The organism is Bacillus halotolerans, from assembly GCF_004006435.1.
Classification (GTDB): domain Bacteria; phylum Bacillota; class Bacilli; order Bacillales; family Bacillaceae; genus Bacillus; species Bacillus halotolerans.
In genome coordinates, this window is the sequence record NZ_CP029364.1 from 356,137 (window position 1) to 374,524 (window position 18,388).

Annotated in this window: 16 protein-coding genes and 1 other annotated feature; all 16 genes read right to left on the reverse strand. The window is 45.9% G+C overall.

The annotated features are described in order from the left end of the window. Window positions 1–34: 34 nt before the first annotated feature. The 16 genes from pyrE to DIC78_RS01665 all read right to left on the reverse strand — a co-directional run bounded on the left by pyrE (window position 35) and on the right by DIC78_RS01665 (window position 18,363). Window positions 35–667: an orotate phosphoribosyltransferase gene (pyrE, locus tag DIC78_RS01585; protein ID WP_024121346.1), complete on the reverse strand. Its 633-nt coding sequence runs from the start codon at window positions 665–667 to the stop codon at window positions 35–37. Continuing rightward, window positions 664–1,383, reverse strand: coding sequence for an orotidine-5'-phosphate decarboxylase (gene pyrF, locus DIC78_RS01590; RefSeq protein WP_103671392.1), 720 nt, complete (start codon window positions 1,381–1,383; stop codon window positions 664–666). The genes pyrE and pyrF overlap by 4 nt, the downstream gene beginning before the upstream one ends. Further along, window positions 1,352–2,287 carry a dihydroorotate dehydrogenase gene (locus tag DIC78_RS01595; RefSeq protein WP_127695265.1) on the reverse strand — a complete coding sequence of 312 codons (936 nt, stop codon included), beginning with the start codon at window positions 2,285–2,287 and terminating at the stop codon, window positions 1,352–1,354. The genes pyrF and DIC78_RS01595 overlap by 32 nt, the downstream gene beginning before the upstream one ends. Continuing rightward, a complete protein-coding gene (gene pyrK, locus DIC78_RS01600; protein WP_024121343.1) occupies window positions 2,287–3,057 on the reverse strand; it encodes a dihydroorotate oxidase B electron transfer subunit in 771 nt (256 codons plus the stop codon). The genes DIC78_RS01595 and pyrK overlap by 1 nt, the downstream gene beginning before the upstream one ends. Next, window positions 3,054–6,269, reverse strand: a complete 3,216-nt coding sequence (carB, locus tag DIC78_RS01605; RefSeq protein WP_127695267.1) for a carbamoyl-phosphate synthase (glutamine-hydrolyzing) large subunit — start codon at window positions 6,267–6,269, stop codon at window positions 3,054–3,056. Before carB ends, pyrK begins: the two co-directional genes overlap by 4 nt. Further along, the gene (locus DIC78_RS01610) at window positions 6,254–7,348 is read right to left on the reverse strand and encodes a carbamoyl phosphate synthase small subunit (protein ID WP_024121341.1); all 1,095 of its coding nucleotides are present in this window, start codon (window positions 7,346–7,348) and stop codon (window positions 6,254–6,256) included. Before DIC78_RS01610 ends, carB begins: the two co-directional genes overlap by 16 nt. Continuing rightward, on the reverse strand, window positions 7,345–8,631 hold the full coding sequence (locus DIC78_RS01615) for a dihydroorotase (RefSeq protein WP_106020666.1): 1,287 nt from the start codon (window positions 8,629–8,631) through the stop codon (window positions 7,345–7,347). Before DIC78_RS01615 ends, DIC78_RS01610 begins: the two co-directional genes overlap by 4 nt. Beyond that, the gene (locus DIC78_RS01620; RefSeq protein WP_127695269.1) at window positions 8,615–9,529 is read right to left on the reverse strand and encodes an aspartate carbamoyltransferase catalytic subunit; all 915 of its coding nucleotides are present in this window, start codon (window positions 9,527–9,529) and stop codon (window positions 8,615–8,617) included. The genes DIC78_RS01615 and DIC78_RS01620 overlap by 17 nt, the downstream gene beginning before the upstream one ends. Before the next feature lie 146 nt (window positions 9,530–9,675). Further along, complete coding sequence (gene pyrP / locus DIC78_RS01625) at window positions 9,676–10,983, reverse strand: uracil permease PyrP (protein ID WP_024121339.1); 1,308 nt, start codon at window positions 10,981–10,983, stop codon at window positions 9,676–9,678. 174 nt (window positions 10,984–11,157) lie between these two features. Beyond that, on the reverse strand, window positions 11,158–11,703 hold the full coding sequence (pyrR, locus tag DIC78_RS01630) for a bifunctional pyrimidine operon transcriptional regulator/uracil phosphoribosyltransferase (RefSeq protein WP_024121338.1): 546 nt from the start codon (window positions 11,701–11,703) through the stop codon (window positions 11,158–11,160). A gap of 183 nt (window positions 11,704–11,886) precedes the next feature. Then, window positions 11,887–12,798, reverse strand: coding sequence for an RluA family pseudouridine synthase (locus tag DIC78_RS01640; RefSeq protein ID WP_024121337.1), 912 nt, complete (start codon window positions 12,796–12,798; stop codon window positions 11,887–11,889). Window position 12,799: 1 nt separating this feature from the next. Beyond that, window positions 12,800–13,264 carry a signal peptidase II gene (gene lspA, locus DIC78_RS01645; protein WP_010334181.1) on the reverse strand — a complete coding sequence of 155 codons (465 nt, stop codon included), beginning with the start codon at window positions 13,262–13,264 and terminating at the stop codon, window positions 12,800–12,802. 110 nt (window positions 13,265–13,374) lie between these two features. Next, window positions 13,375–13,749 carry a sporulation-related RNA polymerase-binding protein YlyA gene (ylyA, locus tag DIC78_RS01650; protein ID WP_024121336.1) on the reverse strand — a complete coding sequence of 125 codons (375 nt, stop codon included), beginning with the start codon at window positions 13,747–13,749 and terminating at the stop codon, window positions 13,375–13,377. Window positions 13,750–13,893: 144 nt separating this feature from the next. Next, window positions 13,894–16,659 carry an isoleucine--tRNA ligase gene (ileS, locus tag DIC78_RS01655; protein WP_127695271.1) on the reverse strand — a complete coding sequence of 922 codons (2,766 nt, stop codon included), beginning with the start codon at window positions 16,657–16,659 and terminating at the stop codon, window positions 13,894–13,896. A gap of 51 nt (window positions 16,660–16,710) precedes the next feature. Then, window positions 16,711–16,938 (reverse strand) — a binding site (T-box leader). A gap of 62 nt (window positions 16,939–17,000) precedes the next feature. Continuing rightward, window positions 17,001–17,495, reverse strand: a complete 495-nt coding sequence (gene divIVA / locus DIC78_RS01660; RefSeq protein WP_010334179.1) for a septum site-determining protein DivIVA — start codon at window positions 17,493–17,495, stop codon at window positions 17,001–17,003. A 94-nt stretch (window positions 17,496–17,589) separates the two neighbouring features. After that, the gene (locus DIC78_RS01665; RefSeq protein ID WP_127695273.1) at window positions 17,590–18,363 is read right to left on the reverse strand and encodes a YlmH family RNA-binding protein; all 774 of its coding nucleotides are present in this window, start codon (window positions 18,361–18,363) and stop codon (window positions 17,590–17,592) included. Between the last annotated feature and the right edge of the window lie 25 nt (window positions 18,364–18,388).

The window sequence follows — 18,388 nt, forward strand, 5'->3', positions numbered from 1 at the left end:
CATTAAAGCCCTTCACAATACTGAAATTTATTTTTTAATTTTTAAACCAATCTTTTGACTCGGGATTCATTTTCCATGTTTGCAGCTTTTTCAGGTCATCTGAATGAATATTTCCATTCTCAAGTGCAACCTCTGTCAGTGTGTCATAATCAGTTAACGAGTAGTATGGAAGACCAGCCTCAGCAAACGCTTCCTGCGCTTTAGGAAGTCCATACGTAAAGATTGATACCACACCAAGCACTTCACAGCCAGCGGTTTTCAGAGCTGCTGCAGCTTCGAGTACGCTGCCCCCTGTGGAAATTAAATCTTCTATGACAACTGTTTTTTGGCCTTTTTGAACTGCACCTTCAATTTGATTGCCTTTTCCATGTGCTTTTGGTTTGCTTCTCACATAACACATCGGCAGGTTCAAACGGTCAGCCGCCAATGCCGCATGAGGGATACCTGCTGTCGCTGTTCCTGCGATCATCTCAGCTTCCGGGAAATACTCCTGGATAAGCTTGCTGATGCCTGCAGCAACATCATTTCTTACCTCTGGGAAAGAAAGGGTAAGGCGATTGTCACAATAAATTGGGGATAATATGCCGCTCGCCCATGTAAACGGCTCATTCGGGCGTAAAAATACAGCTTGAATGTCTAATAGATGTTTTGCGATGATTTGTTTCATTGTTTGATTCCCTCCCATTCGAGTTTGACAGCTTCATAGGCTTTTAGCGGATTTGCAGCTTTTGTAATAGAGCGTCCCACAACAATTGCTGATGACCCTTTTTCTCTTGCTATAGAAGGCGTTGCAACGCGGACTTGATCATTCGCAGTGTCTGCTGACATACGGATACCCGGGGTCACCGTCAAAAACGACGGCGACACTGCTTCGTAAATGGCTTTCGCTTCATGAACAGAGCACACCACTCCATCAAGTCCGCTATTCTCCGCCAGTTTGCTGTAGTGTACAACCGTGTCGATGAGAGGCTTTCTGATCAGCAGCTCATCCTTCACCATTTGTTCAGAAGTGCTTGTCAGCTGGGTTACCGCAATAAGTGACGGACGTTGTTTTCCTGCCGGCGTGCCTTCCTCTAAGCCTTCCAGAGCTGCTTCCATCATTTTTTTGCCTCCGGCTGCGTGAACATTGACGAGATCGACTCCAAGGCAGGCAAGCCGCTTCATTGCTTTATTCACCGTGGTCGGAATGTCATGTAGCTTTAAATCTAAAAAGATCTCACAGTTTCTTTCTTTTAATTGTGCAATGATAGCCGGGCCTTCTTGATAAAAAAGCTCCATTCCAACCTTCACAAATAACGGTTCCTTGTGAAAAGGCGCTAAAAACGACAATGTTTCTTCAGCTGATGCAAAATCAAGCGCGATGATGGGCAGGTTGTTTTTCATGATTCCAGCTCCTTCCGATGCATTCTTCAACAGATTCATAGCCGTATTGGCGTAAAACAGCTGGGAGCTGCTCAATGATGTCAGGGCATGTGAAAGGATTCACGAAGTTTGCTGTTCCGACAGCAACCGCACTTGCTCCAGCCAGAAGAAATTCCAATGCGTCTTCGGCCGTCTGAACGCCTCCCATCCCGATAATCGGAATGCTGACAGCCTGGCTGACCTCATACACCATGCGGATGGCAACAGGCTTTACAGCAGGACCCGAAAGCCCTCCAGTTTTATTGGCTAATATTGGCTTTCCTGATTTTAAATCGAGCCTCATGCCGATTAATGTGTTGATCATCGTTAGACCATCCGCACCCGCTTCTTCGATCGCTACCGCAATTTCTGTGATGTTTGCCACATTCGGAGAAAGCTTCACATATACAGGCACATCTGACTCTTTTTTAACAGCCTTCGTCAAATCAGCAGCCATGGCAGGATTTGTGCCAAAAGCAATTCCGCCTGTTTTGACGTTCGGACAGGAAATGTTCAATTCAAGCGCATGGACATTAGGCGCTTTGCTGATAAGTTCTGCGACTTCAACATAATCCTCGACCTGTGAACCGGCGACATTGGCAATAATAGGCGTATCAAATTGCTCAAGCCATGGCAGCTCATTTTCTAAGACGCTTTCCAGCCCTGGATTTTGCAGACCGATTGCATTGAGCATACCAGCGCCAGTCTCAGCTACCCTAGGCGCCGGATTCCCGAAGCGGGGCTCCTTTGTCGTAGCTTTGATCATGATTGCTCCGAGACAAGACAAATCATAAAAACGCGCAAACTCTTTTCCAAAACCGAAGCAGCCTGATGCGGGAATGATCGGATTTTTCAAATCCAGACCCGGCAATTTCACCTCTAGCATTACAGCGCCACCTCCTGAGCTTTAAATACAGGTCCGTCAAGACATACCTTTACATAGGATGTCTCACTTTCGTTTGTATGGCACACACAGGCGAAGCATGCACCAATACCGCAGCCCATTCGTTCTTCCATGGAAATGTAAACCTCTTTGTGGGCGTATTCTTGTTTGAGCGCCTTTAGCATCGGTGTCGGCCCGCAGCTGAGGAGAATGTCAAATTCAAGATTTTTTTGTTTGATGACATCTGTGACAAACCCGGTTTCCCCGTAGCTTCCGTCAGCTGTTGCTACATATGTGTCGCCGTACTGTCGGCATTCTTTTTCGTAAAAAACATCCTTTGCCGATTGGAATCCTAAAACGTGTATGACCTTTACGCCTTTTTCCTTTAAACGTTTCGACAGTTCTTGGAGAGGCGGGACTCCTACACCGCCTCCTACCAGCAAAGCCGTCTTTCCGGGTTGGACTTCATCTACTGGAAAGCCATTGCCCAAAGGCCCGAGGACATCTACGAGATCTCCCTTCTGCTTCAGCGACAAGAGTCTTGTTCCTTCCCCATCTACTCGATAAATCATGGTGACTTCATTTTTTTCAAAGTTAACATCAGCAATGCTGATTGGTCTTCGCAAAAGAGGCGTAACCGCTTCGCTCACTTTCAGGTGAAGGAACTGTCCCGGGACAGTAAACCCTTGGACAAGCTCCCCTTTTAGAACCATTTGATACACCCGGTCTGCAATTTGCTGGTTAGCACACACCGTCAAATACGCTTTTTTCATATAGTGATTGCCGCCTCCTGATTTGTGTTGATTGCCGGCATTTGATCGGCACGGAACGTCATGCTTTCCAGCACCCGCAAAATGGCTTCTGCCGTATCTAAAGATGTTAAGCAGGCAACACCGTTTTCTACTGATTCACGTCTGATTCTAAATCCGTCTCTTGCCGGCTGCTTTCCTTTTGTCAGCGTATTGATGACAAACTGGGCTTCTCCGTTTCTGATCACATCAAGCAAGTTCGGGCCGTCCTGGCCGATTTTTCCGACGACCTTCGCTGGAATTGACGCCTCCTTGAGATACCCCGCCGTTCCTTCGGTCGCTAAAATGTTATACCCGATTGCATGGAATCGTTTAGCGATGGCAAGCCCTTCTTCTTTGTCCTTATCAGCCACTGTTAAAAGCACGGAACCGTAGTTAGGAATTTGAATTCCTGAAGCTATCAGCGCTTTATAGAGGGCCTTTTCAAGAGTGGAATCTTTGCCCATGACCTCTCCTGTTGATTTCATTTCAGGCCCTAACGTAATGTCCACTCTTCTCAGCTTCGCGAAGGAGAAGACCGGCGCTTTTACAAATACGCCCTGCTGTTCAGGCTGCATGCCTTCATTGTAGCCAAACTCAGCCAGCTTTTGCCCGAGAATGACTTTTGTCGCGAGGTTCGCCATCGGGATGCCCGTGATCTTGCTTAAGAACGGCACCGTTCTGCTTGATCTCGGATTGACTTCAAGCACGTATACCTCACCTTGTGACAGGACGAATTGAATGTTGAGCAAGCCGACAATGTTCAGCCCTTTCGCAAGTGCGATCGTATATTGTTCAATTTTTTTCTTAATGTCTTCCGTCAGAGACTGCGGCGGATAGACTGCGATGGAGTCTCCGGAGTGCACGCCCGCACGCTCAATGTGCTCCATGATTCCCGGAATAACAACGGTTTGGCCGTCAGACACCGCATCCACTTCGATTTCTTTCCCAGTCAGATATCTGTCAATTAAGACTGGATGCTGCGGATTGATTTTGACTGCGTTTTTCATATAATGGAGCAGCTCTTCCTCATGATAGACAATTTCCATGGCCCGTCCGCCAAGCACATATGAAGGGCGCACCAGTACCGGATAGCCGATGTTGCTTGCGATGTTTACCGCCTGATCAACCGATGTCGCAGTTTTGCCAAGCGGCTGCGGCACTTGAAGTTCTTCCAGCGCCTGTTCAAACTTATCCCGGTCTTCCGCACGGTCTAAATCTTCTAATGACGTTCCAAGGATTTTGACTCCGCGTGCAGAAAGTTCGTCAGCAAGGTTGATTGCAGTTTGTCCGCCAAATTGCACGACAACGCCCATCGGCTGTTCGAGGTCAATGATATGCATGACATCTTCGATCGTAAGCGGTTCAAAGTACAGCTTGTCTGAGATACTGAAATCGGTCGACACGGTTTCCGGGTTATTATTGACGATAATTGCCTCATAGCCTGCTTGTTTAATTGCCCACACGGAGTGAACTGTAGCGTAGTCAAATTCAACCCCTTGGCCGATTCGAATCGGGCCGGAGCCAAGTACGATCACGCTTTTCTTATCTGTAACAACAGATTCATTTTCTTCTTCATATGTGCTGTAGAAGTATGGCGTTTCTGATTCGAATTCCGCCGCGCACGTATCCACCATTTTAAATACCGGTGCGATTCCCGCTTGTTTTCTCATGCTGTAAAGCTCAGATTCTTTCATTTTCCACTCGCGGCTGATGTACTTATCAGAAAATCCGAGTTCTTTTGCCTGTCTCAGCACATCTGTATCGCCCGCATTTGCTTTCAGCTCTTTTTCAAACTGAACGATTCCGAACAGCTTATGCAGGAAAAAGAGGTCGATGGCAGAGAATTCATGAAGCTGCTCAACTGTGTAGCCCCTTCTGTACGCTTCAGCCAGGTAGAATAAACGCTCGTCTCCTGCTTTTTTAATCCGCTTCTCGAGAAGCTCATCTGAAATATCAGCGGCATCTTTTAATTCAAGATGATACACATCAGCTTCCAGTGAACGCACAGCTTTCAGCAGCGATTCTTCAAGCGTGCGGCCAATCGCCATTACCTCTCCCGTCGCTTTCATCTGAGTACCGAGCCTTCTGTTTGCTGATTCAAACTTATCAAATGGCCAGCGCGGTATTTTAGATACGACATAGTCCAGCGCTGGTTCAAACGCTGCGTATGTCTTACCTGTCACCGGATTCATCATCTCGTCTAATGAAAGGCCGACGGCGATTTTAGCTGCGAGCTTTGCGATCGGATAGCCTGTCGCTTTTGATGCAAGGGCAGATGAACGACTGACACGCGGGTTCACTTCAATGATGTAGTATTGGAAGCTGTCTGGATCTAAAGCGAGCTGTACGTTACATCCGCCTTCAATTCCAAGCGCACGGATCAGTTTTAAAGATACATTCCGCAGGAGCTGATATTCCCGGTCGCTGAGCGTTTGGCTCGGTGCGACGACAATACTGTCTCCTGTATGGATTCCGACCGGATCAATGTTCTCCATATTACAAACGACAATCGCATGATCTTGGCTGTCTCTCATGACTTCGTATTCGATTTCTTTGTAGCCGGCAATGCTTTTTTCAAGCAAACATTGGTGAACCGGGCTTAATTTTAAGCCGTTTTCAACAATTTCTTTCAGCTCGGCTTCAGTGGAGCAAATCCCTCCGCCTGTGCCGCCTAATGTATATGCAGGGCGGACAATGACAGGAAATCCGATTTGGCTGACGAAATTCTCGGCTTCTTCTAGCGAGTGAATGATCTCACTTTCAGGGACGGGTTCATTCAGCTCATTCATTAATGTTCTGAACAAGTCACGGTCCTCAGCTTGCTGGATTGCAGACAGCTTTGTGCCGAGCACCTCAACGCCGCACTCCTCCAGCACACCTTGCTCAGAAAGCTCAACCGCAAGATTCAAGCCTGTTTGCCCGCCGAGTGTAGGAAGAATGGCGTCAGGACGCTCTTTTCTGATGATCCGTGTCAGAAATTCAGATGTCAGCGGTTCGATGTATACCCGGTCAGCCATTTCTGTATCGGTCATGATCGTCGCCGGGTTTGAGTTGACAAGAATAACCTCATAGCCTTCTTCTTTTAATGCAAGGCAGGCTTGAGTTCCCGCATAATCAAATTCAGCTGCCTGACCGATGATAATTGGTCCTGACCCAATTACTAAAATTTTGTTAATGTCTACGCGTTTTGGCATACCGCTTCCCCTTCTTTCTCTGTTGTTTCGATCATTTCGATAAATCTGTCAAATAGATGATTAGCGTCCTCAGGACCGGGTGATGCTTCCGGATGATATTGAACCGTAAATGCCGGCAGTGTTTTGTGTTTCAGCCCTTCAATCGTATCGTCGTTTATCGCGATGTGTGTGACTTCAAGCTCTGTTTCATTGATAGATGAAACTGTATATCCATGGTTTTGGGATGTTAAGGCAACTTTTCCGGTTGCAAGCTCTTTTACCGGATGGTTAGAGCCCCTGTGACCGAATTTCATTTTTTCAGTATCGGCTCCGCACGCCAGCGCAAATAACTGGTGGCCGAGACAAATTCCGAATAATGGCACTTTTCCAAGAACACCTTTTATCATTTCAATTGCTTCAGGCACATCTTTCGGGTCGCCAGGACCGTTAGAAAGCATGATGCCGTCTGGCTTCAGCTGAAGGACTTCTTCTGCTGTTACATTGTAAGGCACAACAATGACGTCACATTTCCGTTTGTTCAGCTCTCTTAAAATGCCGTGCTTCATGCCAAAGTCCACCAAGACAATGCGTTTGCCTCTTCCCGGACTTGGGTATGCTGTTTTGGCTGACACTTGGGATACTTGATTTCTCGGCAGTTCAGTTTCGTTCAGTCTTTTCAGTACTGCTTCGATATCTTCATCAGGTGAGGCAAACGTTCCTTTTAGCGCGCCGGCCGTGCGGATCATTCTCGTCAGCTTTCTCGTATCAATTCCTTGCAGTCCAGGAATGTTTTTCATTTTTAAATACTCATCCAATGTGTAAGCTGAACGCCAGTTGGAAGGCAGTTCACATAATTCTTTTACAACCAATCCTTTAACAAAAGGCGTAATGGATTCAAAGTCATCACGGTTAATCCCGTAATTTCCGATAAGCGGATATGTTAACGTAACGATCTGCCCGCAATAAGAAGGGTCTGACAAAATTTCCTGATAACCAGTCATACCGGTATTGAAAACGACTTCTCCCATGCTGTGCTCCAAGCTCCCGAAGGCTTTTCCCTCAAATACCGCTCCGTTTTCCAGTACTAATCGTCTTTTCATTTCACAAGTCTCCCTTCTTCATAAGCAAGCGTTCCTGCTGCAATTGTAGCGACTGGCCAGCCGCTGCAGTTAAGGCCGTTAAATGGTGTGTTTTTACCTTTAGATAAGAATGTTTCTTTGTCTATAACTGCTTCTCTTTCCAGGTCGATTAAAGTGATGTCAGCTGCTTGTCCCGTTTTCAGTGTTCCATATGGGAGACCAAACGCTTCGCAAGGCTTGATTGTCATATAATCAATCAGCTGTTTCAGCGTCCAGCTGCCGTTTTTAACAAAATGTGTGTAAAGAAGCGGGAACGCTGTTTCCAAACCGACAATTCCGAACGGCGCCAGCTTCATTTCTGTGTTTTTCTCTTCTTCTGTATGCGGCGCATGGTCGGTTGCTATAAAGTCGATCGTTCCGTCTAAAAGTCCTTCAATCAGTGCTTCTCTATCTTCCGCACCGCGCAGCGGCGGGTTCATTTTATAGTTTGTATCCAGCCCGGGAATGTCTTCATCACAAAGCAGTAAATGGTGAGGTGAAACTTCTGCTGTGACCCGAATTCCCGCTTTTTTCGCATCACGCACGACTCTCACAGATTCTTTCGTGCTGATATGGCATACATGGTAATGGCAGTTTGCCGCCTCAGCCAGTAACACGTCACGGGCAATATGAACCGATTCACACACAGAAGGAATGCCGTTAAGCCCGTTCGCTTTTGAAAACGTCCCCTCATGGACGCTGCCTCCGTAAATTAAGGAGTTATCCTCGCAATGTGCGACAATCGCTTTGTCAATCGCGGCTGCGCGTTTCATTGCTTCATACATCATTCCTGCTGTCTGTATACCGACACCGTCATCTGTAAATGCAAATGCCCCAGCTTCTTTTAATGCTTCAAAGTTTGTCATCTCATCGCCAATTTGTCTGATCGTAATAGATGCATAAGGAAGGACTCTGACGCATGATGTTTCTTTAATGCGGCTTTGCACCCATTCCATCTGCTCCTTCGTATCAGGAACCGGCCGTGTATTCGGCATGGCTGCTACTGTTGTATAACCGCCGCGCGCCGCCGCTTTTGCGCCGGTTTCAATGGTTTCTTTTTTCTCTCCGCCAGGCTCTCTAAAGTGTACATGGAGGTCAACAAAGCCCGGTGAAACGAGCAATCCTTTCGCGTCAATAACCGTTTCTCCATCTGCTGCATCAAGCTTGCCGATTTCTGAGATGACCTCTCCTGTCACTCGAATATCCTGTTCTGTTTTTTCACCATTTTCGTTAAGTATCCAGCCGTTTTTAATGAGATATGACATACGCTGCTTCTCCTCTTTTCGCATTGGTTTGTAAGGCTCGCTGTAACACTGCCATTCTGATAAATACGCCATTTTGCATTTGTTTGAAGATTCTTGATTTTCCACTTTCTACTAAGCAGTGATCAATCTCCACTCCTCTGTTCACAGGCGCCGGGTGCATAATAATCGCATGCTGCTTCATACGTTGAGCCCGTTCTGCAGTCAAGCCGAATTCATTTAAATAGCCTTCATGGCTGACAGCTGACTGATGTCTTTCATTTTGAATACGCAGCAGCATGACAACATCCGAAGTCTCTACTGCTTCATCCATTGAGACATACGCGCCAAACGTATTTTCTTCATCCTGCCATTCCGGCGGACCGGAAAACAGAACGCGGGCACCGAGTCTTGTCAACACTTCAGCATTAGACCTCGCGACTCTGCTGTGCTTAATGTCGCCGTGAATGGAGACGGTAAGGCCTTTGAACGTATTGAATTCTTCATTGATTGTCATTAAATCAAGCAATGATTGTGTCGGATGCTGGCCGCACCCGTCTCCCGCATTCAGAACCGGGATATTTACATGTCCGACAAGCTCTTTGTAGTACTCATCCTCACTGTGTCTGATGACACACGCGTCAACACCGATTGATTCGAGCGTTCGAATTGTGTCATATAAGGTTTCGCCTTTTTGTACGCTGGTGCTTGTTCCGTCAAGATTCAGGACATTCATGCCCAGTTTCTTTTCAGCTACCTCAAAGCTGAATCGTGTTCTCGTGCTTGGTTCAAAAAACAGATTCGCTACAAATTTACCTGTCAGCTGATGGTCTGTTTTTCCGTTTTTAAGGTCTTGAGCAGTTTGAAGCAAATCTTTGATTTCCCCAGTGCTGAGTTCACTCATCGTCGTTAAATGCTTCATTTTCTTTCCCCTCTCATTTCAACTTGTTTAAGGCTGAAAAAACCCCGGTCTTGGATAGACTCGGGGTACGGTTAAATAGAGGAGCAGCGTGAAGCTTTCTTCTCTTTATAACCCTTCCAAGCCTCTCTGGACTTTCATTAAAAGGTTTAAATATGATGTTGTTCGGATGTGTCTGCCTGCTCTTCCTTCGCTTGTGGAAGAATCAGGTTTAAGATGACACCTACAATTGCCGCAAGCGCCATGCCTGACACTTGGAATCCTCCTTCAGACACCTGAATAAAAGCGCCGCCTACGCCGATTACAAGGATGACTGATGTGATGATGAGGTTTCTGTTATTTTCATAATCAATTTTGTTGTCAATCAGCATTCTCAAGCCGCTTGAAGCGATGATGCCGAACAGCAGGAAGGAAACGCCTCCCATAACCGCTGACGGGACTGAACTGATAAGCGCAGATATTTTGCCGATGAAGCCGAAGCAAAGGGCAATCACTGCCGCGCCTCCGATAACAAAGACGCTGAACACTCTCGTAATGGCCAGTACGCCAATGTTTTCTCCATAAGTTGTTGTAGGCGGGCCGCCAATCAAGGAAGCAAGGATTGTGGCCGCGCTGTCGCCCATTATCGAGCGATGGAGACCCGGTTTTTTAATGAAGTCTTGTCCTACAACTTTGCTCAGCACCATCTGGTGGCCGATATGCTCTGACATGGTAACAAATGCGACAGGGACCATTGCTGCGGCGATGCCAAGTGTCACTGACGGCGTATAATCTTTAAACGGGATGATAAATTCAGGGACTGCAAACCATTTCGCGTCAAGCACCGGCTGGAAGTTGACAATTCCTTGAGTCAAGGCAAACAAGTATCCGCCGATGATTCCGATCAAGACCGGGATTAAGCTTAAGAAGCCCCGCAAGAAAATCGCGCAAATGATCGTGATCGCTAAAGTGACACCTGCAACACTGAAATGTTTTAAGCTGTAAACCAGCTCACTGGCATTCGGATCAGCATACATGGCCATATTTACCGCTGTGCCGGCCAGACCCAGTCCAATGACGATAATAACCGGACCTACGACGACAGGCGGGAGAAGCTTCATCAGCCAGCCTGTTCCGAGCTGTCTGATCAGCAAGGCAATCAGCCCGTACACAAGCCCTGCCAGAAACGCACCAACCATTGCCGCTCCGGGTCCGCCGGTCGCTTTTACCAAGATGATCGGAGAAATAAAGGCAAAGGATGAACCGAGATACGCTGGTATTTGTCCTTTCGTGATCAGAAGGTAAGCAAGTGTTCCGATACCGCTCGTCACCAATGCAACAGCAGGACTCATTCCGACCAGCTTCGGAACCAAAATCGTTGAGCCAAACATCGCAAATAAATGCTGCAGGCTGAACGAAACCCAAGAGAAAGGTTTCGGGATTTCCCTGACTCCTAAATTAACTTTTTTCTTACTCATGATGATTTTCCCCCTGATTGATGACTTTTCATATTAGGATGACTTAATAACTGTATAAAAAAACCTCTTTGCTGTTTTTACGCAAAGAGGCATACAAAGACCGGCCGCATACTTTCGGGGCTTCGCTGTGCACCTCTTTGCAACCTCTCTGGATTGCTTTAAAAAGGTGATACATTATTCATTTTCATAAATGGCGACGAGATCGTTTTTGTCAACCTCATCGAGCTGAACCATAACCTTTTCAGCTTTTGAAGTCGGGATGTTTTTCCCGATGTAATCTGCTCGGATCGGCAGTTCTCTGTGTCCTCTGTCAACAAGCACAGCCAGTTGAATTGAGGAAGGTCTGCCTACATCGACAAGGGCGTCCATTGCGGCTCTGACCGTTCTTCCTGTGTAAAGAACATCATCTACGACAATTACTTTTTGATCTGTGATGTCTACCGGTATATCTGCACCTTTCACGAGCGGTTCTTCATTGCTCGTTTTTTTGGATAGATCGTCTCTGTAAAGGGTGATATCAATTTCTCCAACCGTTACAGGATTCCCTTCAATCTGTTCTATCCGTTCGGCGAGGCGTTTTGCCAAGTAAATGCCTCTTGTCTTGATACCGACAAGGATGCAGTTGTTCATCCCTTTATTGCGTTCAATCATTTCGTGAGCAATTCTGGTCAGCGCACGTCTGATTGCCTGTTCGTCGAGAATGACAGCTTTTTGATTCATTATGTGACACCTCACAGTTCATTTAGAAGAAAAAACCCCTCTTGCCATTGGCAGAGAGGGGTTTTAGGACAAGATGCGTGCATATACACGTATCCCGTCAATCCGTTATCCTTCTCAGCCTCTCTGGACTGTTTTAAAGAATCTATTCAGCTTCGTTTATTATTTCAGAAAAGAGATGCCCTGTCAACGGGTTTTTCTCAGATTTTCGATTAAAGCAGACATATCATCAGGAAGCGGTGCCTCAAATTCGATATATTCGTCAGTGCGCGGATGCTGAAAACCTAAAATTCCGGCATGAAGCGCCTGTCCGTTAAAATCGATCGTTTTTCTCGGCCCGTATTTCGGATCTCCTGCTAACGGGAATCCGATATACTTCATATGCACACGGATTTGGTGCGTTCTTCCTGTTTCAAGCTGGCATTCCACAAGCGTAAATTCCTGGAAGCGGTCAAGAACATGAAAATGAGTGACGGCGTTTTTTCCATCACGTGTTACAGTCATGCTTTGCCGATCTTTCTTATCCCGCCCGATCGGCGCATCAATTGTACCATCATCGTGAGAAATAAGCCCATGGACAACTGCCGTATATTTCCGCGTAACCGTTTTGTTGACCAATTGGTTTACAAGTGACTCGTGCGCCATATCATTCTTCGCCACCATTAATAAGCCAGACGTGTCCTTATCGATTCTATGTACGATCCCCGGACGCATCACGCCATTTATTCCGGATAGGTCCGTACAATGAGCCATAAGGCCGTTTACAAGTGTACCCGTAAGATGCCCGGGAGCTGGGTGCACAACCATTCCGCGAGGTTTATTGACGACCAGCACATCCTGATCTTCATAGTAAATATCCAGATCCATAGGTTCTGCCAGCACGTCGAGCGCTTCAGGCTCAGGCACAGTGACAGTCACCTGATCCCCCGGCTGAATTTTATAATTCGATTTTACAGGGCTTCCGTTCACGACAACTTGTCCGTCCTTCACCCATAGCTGCACCTGGGTTCTCGACCAACCATTTTCAGTCGATGCCAGAAATTTATCAATCCGCTCACTTTTTTGTTCTTCTGAAGCGGTTATGTCAAATTGATTCATGCTATTGCTCCTTCTTCTTTTTCCCGCTGTCCAACAGCATTTGTATAAATAAAAGCATTACGCCGACACATAATGAAGAGTCCGCGATATTAAAAATCGGGTAATTGTAATTGACGATAATGACATGGATAAAATCCACCACTTCCTGTCTGACAGCCCGATCGATAAAATTGCCGATGGCGCCGCCAAGCATGAGTCCAAGGGAAACACCAAGAAGCTTTTGCCCTTTCGTATAACGCTGTATGTAATAAACAATACCAATAATGACTGCAGTTGTGATGAGGTAGAAAAACCACATCTGACCGGCTAATATCCCCCACGCCGCACCTGTATTGCGATGGGAGGTGATATAGAATACCTGATCAATGATCGGTATGCTTTGTCCAAGTTCCATGTTCTTGACGACAAGCCATTTTGTCAGTTGATCAGCTGCGATAATAAGTAGTGCGATAACGTAATACAGCACAAACGTTCCTCCATTATACGGTTACTTTAGTCCATTATGCATTTTATCAATAAAAAGCATCGGAGTAAAGAAATATCAGCCTCTATACAGACTTAATCGGAGAGGCGCTGTTATTCATACAGCGCCTGATCATATTCAATATCAGTTGATTTCCACAGAGGAAGTGTTTTTTTTTCAAATTGGACTGAATACAGAAAATCATTTGCTGTTCGCGCTGTCGGCAGCACAGCCAGCTTTGAAAGAGGAATGGGAGCTCCAGTTTCTTCACAGTATCCGAATGTGCCGTCCTCAATTTTCGACAATGCGAGAAGAACGTCTTGAAGCTCTTCTTTAATATGATAGATCAGAGTTGCTTTTTGTTTATGATTGATTGCTGCTTGCGGGCTTGTTGAAACCTGAAAGCAAGAATACTCAAATAATCTCGACTGTAATTCTTCTTTCATCAGAAGAAGTTCCGTATAAATTGCGGTCAGTTGATCATTCATTCATCACAACTCCTGCTCTTAACGTAATACCTATATTGTTACCTGTGAATGATGATCTAAAGCCCATAAGATTTTTCCTGCCATTCTAAACGATGTCACTCTTGGCACAAAAAAAGGCCCGGCTTTTGCGCCGGGCTCTTTTCATTAGTTCTGATAATACTTTTCAACGATTTCAGCGTTGCGCAGTGACAATGTAGGATATTTCGGGTTCGCACCTACATCTTTAGAAATCACACGGGATCTCTCACACATTTCACCTTCAGCTTTCTCGACAGCGATTTTCCCTGTCTCAAAGCTTTGCGCATCGTTTGGCGCTTCATTTTCTTCGCTGATGGTTAATTCAGAAACAATAAACAGCTGAGAAAGATTTTCTTTAATAGAAGCTAATAGCTCTTTGTTTTCTTTATTCGGATACAATTTCAGGCTTGCTTCCAATGATTTACCAATGATTTTTTCATTTCGCGCTGTTTCTAACGCTTTTAGCACATCATCACGAAGAGACATAAAACGGTCAAACTTATCTTCTGTCGCTTCGCTGTTTGGAACCGCAATCGTTTCCGGCATGTCTGTCAGCTGAACGCTCTGCTCGTCAACGAATGTTAAGTGAGACCATAATTCGTCAGCGGTATGAGGCAGAATCGGTGCTGTAAGCTTCACTAACGCAAGCAGCGTTTCGTAGAATACAGTCTGCATGCTGCGTCTATCCGGATGATCCGCATGCTCAATGTATACAATATCCTTAGCGAAATCCAGATAGAATGAGCTTAATTCAATTGTACAGAAATTATGGATGCTGTGATACACAACCGCAAATTCGTACTCGTCATACGCTTTTTTCACTTTATCAATCAGTTTGTTTAGCTTAATCAGCATGTACTGATCGACTTCACGAAGATCTTCAACAGCCACCGCATTTGTTTTTGGATCAAAATCGAACAGGTTGCCATGAAGGAAACGGAACGTGTTGCGGATTTTACGGTATACTTCAGCAACCTGCTTCAGAATCGCATCAGACACGCGAACATCCGCCTGGTAGTCAACAGAAGATACCCATAATCTCAAAATGTCGGCGCCAAGCTGTTTCATGACTTTTGCTGGAACGACGACGTTACCGATGGATTTACTCATTTTGCGTCCTTCTCCATCCAGTGCAAACCCATGGCTGAGCACACCTTTATATGGCGCTTTTCCTGTTACGGCTACTGCTGTTGATAGAGATGAGTTAAACCAGCCCCGGTATTGGTCAGAGCCTTCAAGGTATAAATCAGCCGGCCGAACGAGATCCTCGCGTTCTTCAAGCACCGCTTGGTGGGAAGAACCAGAATCAAACCAAACATCCATGATGTCCTGTTCTTTTGTAAAAGTGCCGTTCGGGCTTCCAGGATGCGTAAAGCCTTCCGGAAGAAGATCCTTCGCTTCTTTTTCAAACCAAATGTTTGAGCCATGTTTTCTAAACAATTCTGAAACGTGCTCAATCGTTTCATCTGTGATGATTGGCTCGCCGTTTTCAGCATAAAATACCGGAATCGGCACACCCCATGCACGCTGTCTGGAAATACACCAGTCTCCGCGGTCACGAACCATGTTGTGCAAACGCTGCTCGCCCCATTCAGGAACCCATTTGGTTTCTTTAATGGCATCCAGCAGGTCTGATCTGAAATCTTTAATAGACGCAAACCATTGCGCAGTTGCTCTGAAAATGGTTGGTTTCTTTGTTCTCCAATCGTGCGGATAGGAGTGTGTAATGAATTCAAGCTTCACGAGCGCGCCTTTTTCTTCGAGCTGCTGTGTGATCACTTTGTTTGCATCATCATAGAACATACCTTCAAAGCCAGGAGCTTCGCTTGTCATCACACCTTTTTCATCAACCGGACAAAGGACGTCTAAGCCGTATTTTTGGCCAATGATAAAGTCATCTTCCCCATGTCCCGGTGCTGTATGAACACAGCCTGTTCCGGCGTCAGTTGTCACGTGGTCGCCAAGCATAACGAGTGAATCTCTGCCGTATAGCGGATGTTCAGCGATAATATTTTCGAGATCTTTCCCTTTGATCGTTCTTGTCACTTCATACTGCTCAAAGCCGCATGCAGAAGCTACAGCTTCAACCAGTGCACTTGCTACAACAAAGCGGTCATCACCGACTGCAATCACGCTGTATTCCAGATCAGGATGAACTGAAATGCCGAGGTTTGCAGGAATCGTCCAAGGCGTTGTTGTCCAAATGATGATGCGCTCGCCATTTTCAAGCACGCCTTTTCCGTCTTTTACGCCAAAAGCAACGTAAATAGATGCTGAGCGTTTGTCTTGATATTCGATTTCCGCTTCAGCTAAAGCAGACTCACTTGAAGGTGACCAGTTAACCGGTTTAAGGCCTTTATAAATATAGCCTCGTTTTGCCATTTCACCGAAAACGCGGATTTGCTGCGCTTCATATTCCGGTTTCAGTGTCACATATGGATTTTCCCAGTCGCCGCGGACTCCAAGACGCTTGAATTGCTCACGCTGACCCTCAATTTGCTTCCATGCATATTCTTCGCATAGCTTGCGGAATTCAGCTACTGACATTTCTTTGCGGTTCACTTTTTTGTTTTTTGTAAGAGCTGTTTCAATCGGCAACCCGTGTGTATCCCAGCCCGGTACATACGGTGCGTTGTACCCGCTCATTGATTTGTAGCGGACGATGAAGTCCTTTAAAATTTTGTTAAGCGCGTGGCCCATGTGGATATCGCCGTTTGCGTACGGAGGTCCGTCATGTAAAACAAATTTAGGGCGGTCTTTCGTCCGTTCCTGTACTAGACTGTAGATATCCTGCTCCTCCCATTTCTTTTGCATGTCAGGCTCACGGTTTGGCAAGTTGCCTCGCATCGGAAAATCTGTTTTCGGCATTAAGAGCGTGTCTTTGTAATCCATTTTCATTCCTCCACCAATTTTTTCAGAAAATAAAAAAAGCCCTCTCATCCCATAAGGGACGAGAAAGCTTATCTCGCGGTACCACCCTTTTAGAAAAAGCCAGGCTTACGCTTTTTCCTCTCGAGCATCGTAACGTGATGAACGTCCTAACCTACTGTGAGTTCAGAAAGGAAACTTAAGGGCTGATCTACATGATTCCGGCCATCCCGGACTTTCACCATCTCCGGGTCGCTATGAAGGCATGATGGAAACATGACTGTCCCTTTCAACCGTCTTTTCATCTGAATTTATGAACGTATTATATTCGACAAGCTAAGAAAATGTCAAGGTAATCAGAGAATTTATTCCTTTTCCTCAAACACAGCGTCGACTTCATACTCAAGCAAATGATCCCAATCATCATTTTTCAGAAGATCAAGCTGCGCTTCAATCAGCATTTGGAAACGTGTTCTGAACACTTTAGACTGTTTTTTCAGCTCTTCGATTTCCATTGCGATTTTTCTTGATTTCGATAAAGATTCGTTGATGATGCGATCAGCGTTTTTCTCCGCTTCCCGAACAATCAGCTTTGCTTCCTTTTGAGAATTGCGCTTTACGTCCTCAGCTGCTTCTTGGGCAACCAGAATGGATTTATTCAGCGTTTCTTCAATGTTGGCAAAGTGTCCGATTCTTTCATCGAGCTCATTGACTTTCGCTTCAAGCTCTGTTTTTTTACGGAGAACAATTTCGTAATCTTTTCTGACTTGACTCAGAAATTCATTTACCTCGTCTTCATCATATCCGCGAAAACTTTTTGTAAACGTCTTGTTGTGAATATCATTCGGCGTTAATGGCATATTGCCACCTCCATTTTTTACATTTCAGTACGGTTATCTAGTTCACATTATAAAACAAATTTCGCACAGATGGAGAAAAAAACTGAAAAACCGACTATTTTTGTCGTTCAAACGTGACTCTCCACTTGTCTTTTTTGGTTTTCCCTTCGATTTTTGTCAGGCTGCAGCGGCCAAAGCCCCTGATAGAGAGCATATCCCCTTCAGCAACCTGGTAAGAAGGGTCTTCAACAACCTTCCAGTTCACTTTTACGAGACCGTTTTTCACCAGCGTTTGTGATTTCTGGCGTGATTGCCTGCTCATAGAGGCGCAGACCGCGTCAAGCCTTAAAGAAGAAACGGTGTCATCTCTTATTTCGACATCTCGTGCAGGAATTTCAAGGTCTGACAAGTCAATTTTCTCAAGCTTGACTGCAGCTTTTCCGGCTTGGATAAGCTGAGCCGCAACAAAATCGGCTGTATCAGCTGAGACAATGATTTGCACCGCCGTCTCTGAAAACACTAAATCGCCAAACTTTTGCCGCTTCAGACCGATTCCCATTAACGAACCAAGGAGAGACCGGTGATCAACCGTCACAAATTTTTCAGCATAGCGAACGTCAAACGCCTGAAGCTCAAAATCCGATTCTTCCGGCGTAATGTACTCAGGATATAAAATGGCCCGTTTTCGCTCCGCTCTGTCATAGCCGCCGGAAAAAGCCAGTCCTACATCTGCCTGTCCCGTGACCGCAGCGAGAATGACCTGCTCCCGGGGATCTAAAAAGTCGGTCAGCTTCATCCGGTACTGCTCCTGGACAATTCTTTTCCATTCGAGCGCCTGATCGATAAAGGCACGCTCTTCTTTTCTGAAGTGCTGATAAATATCGCTCATCGTCTTTCCCTTCTATGTAAAGAGG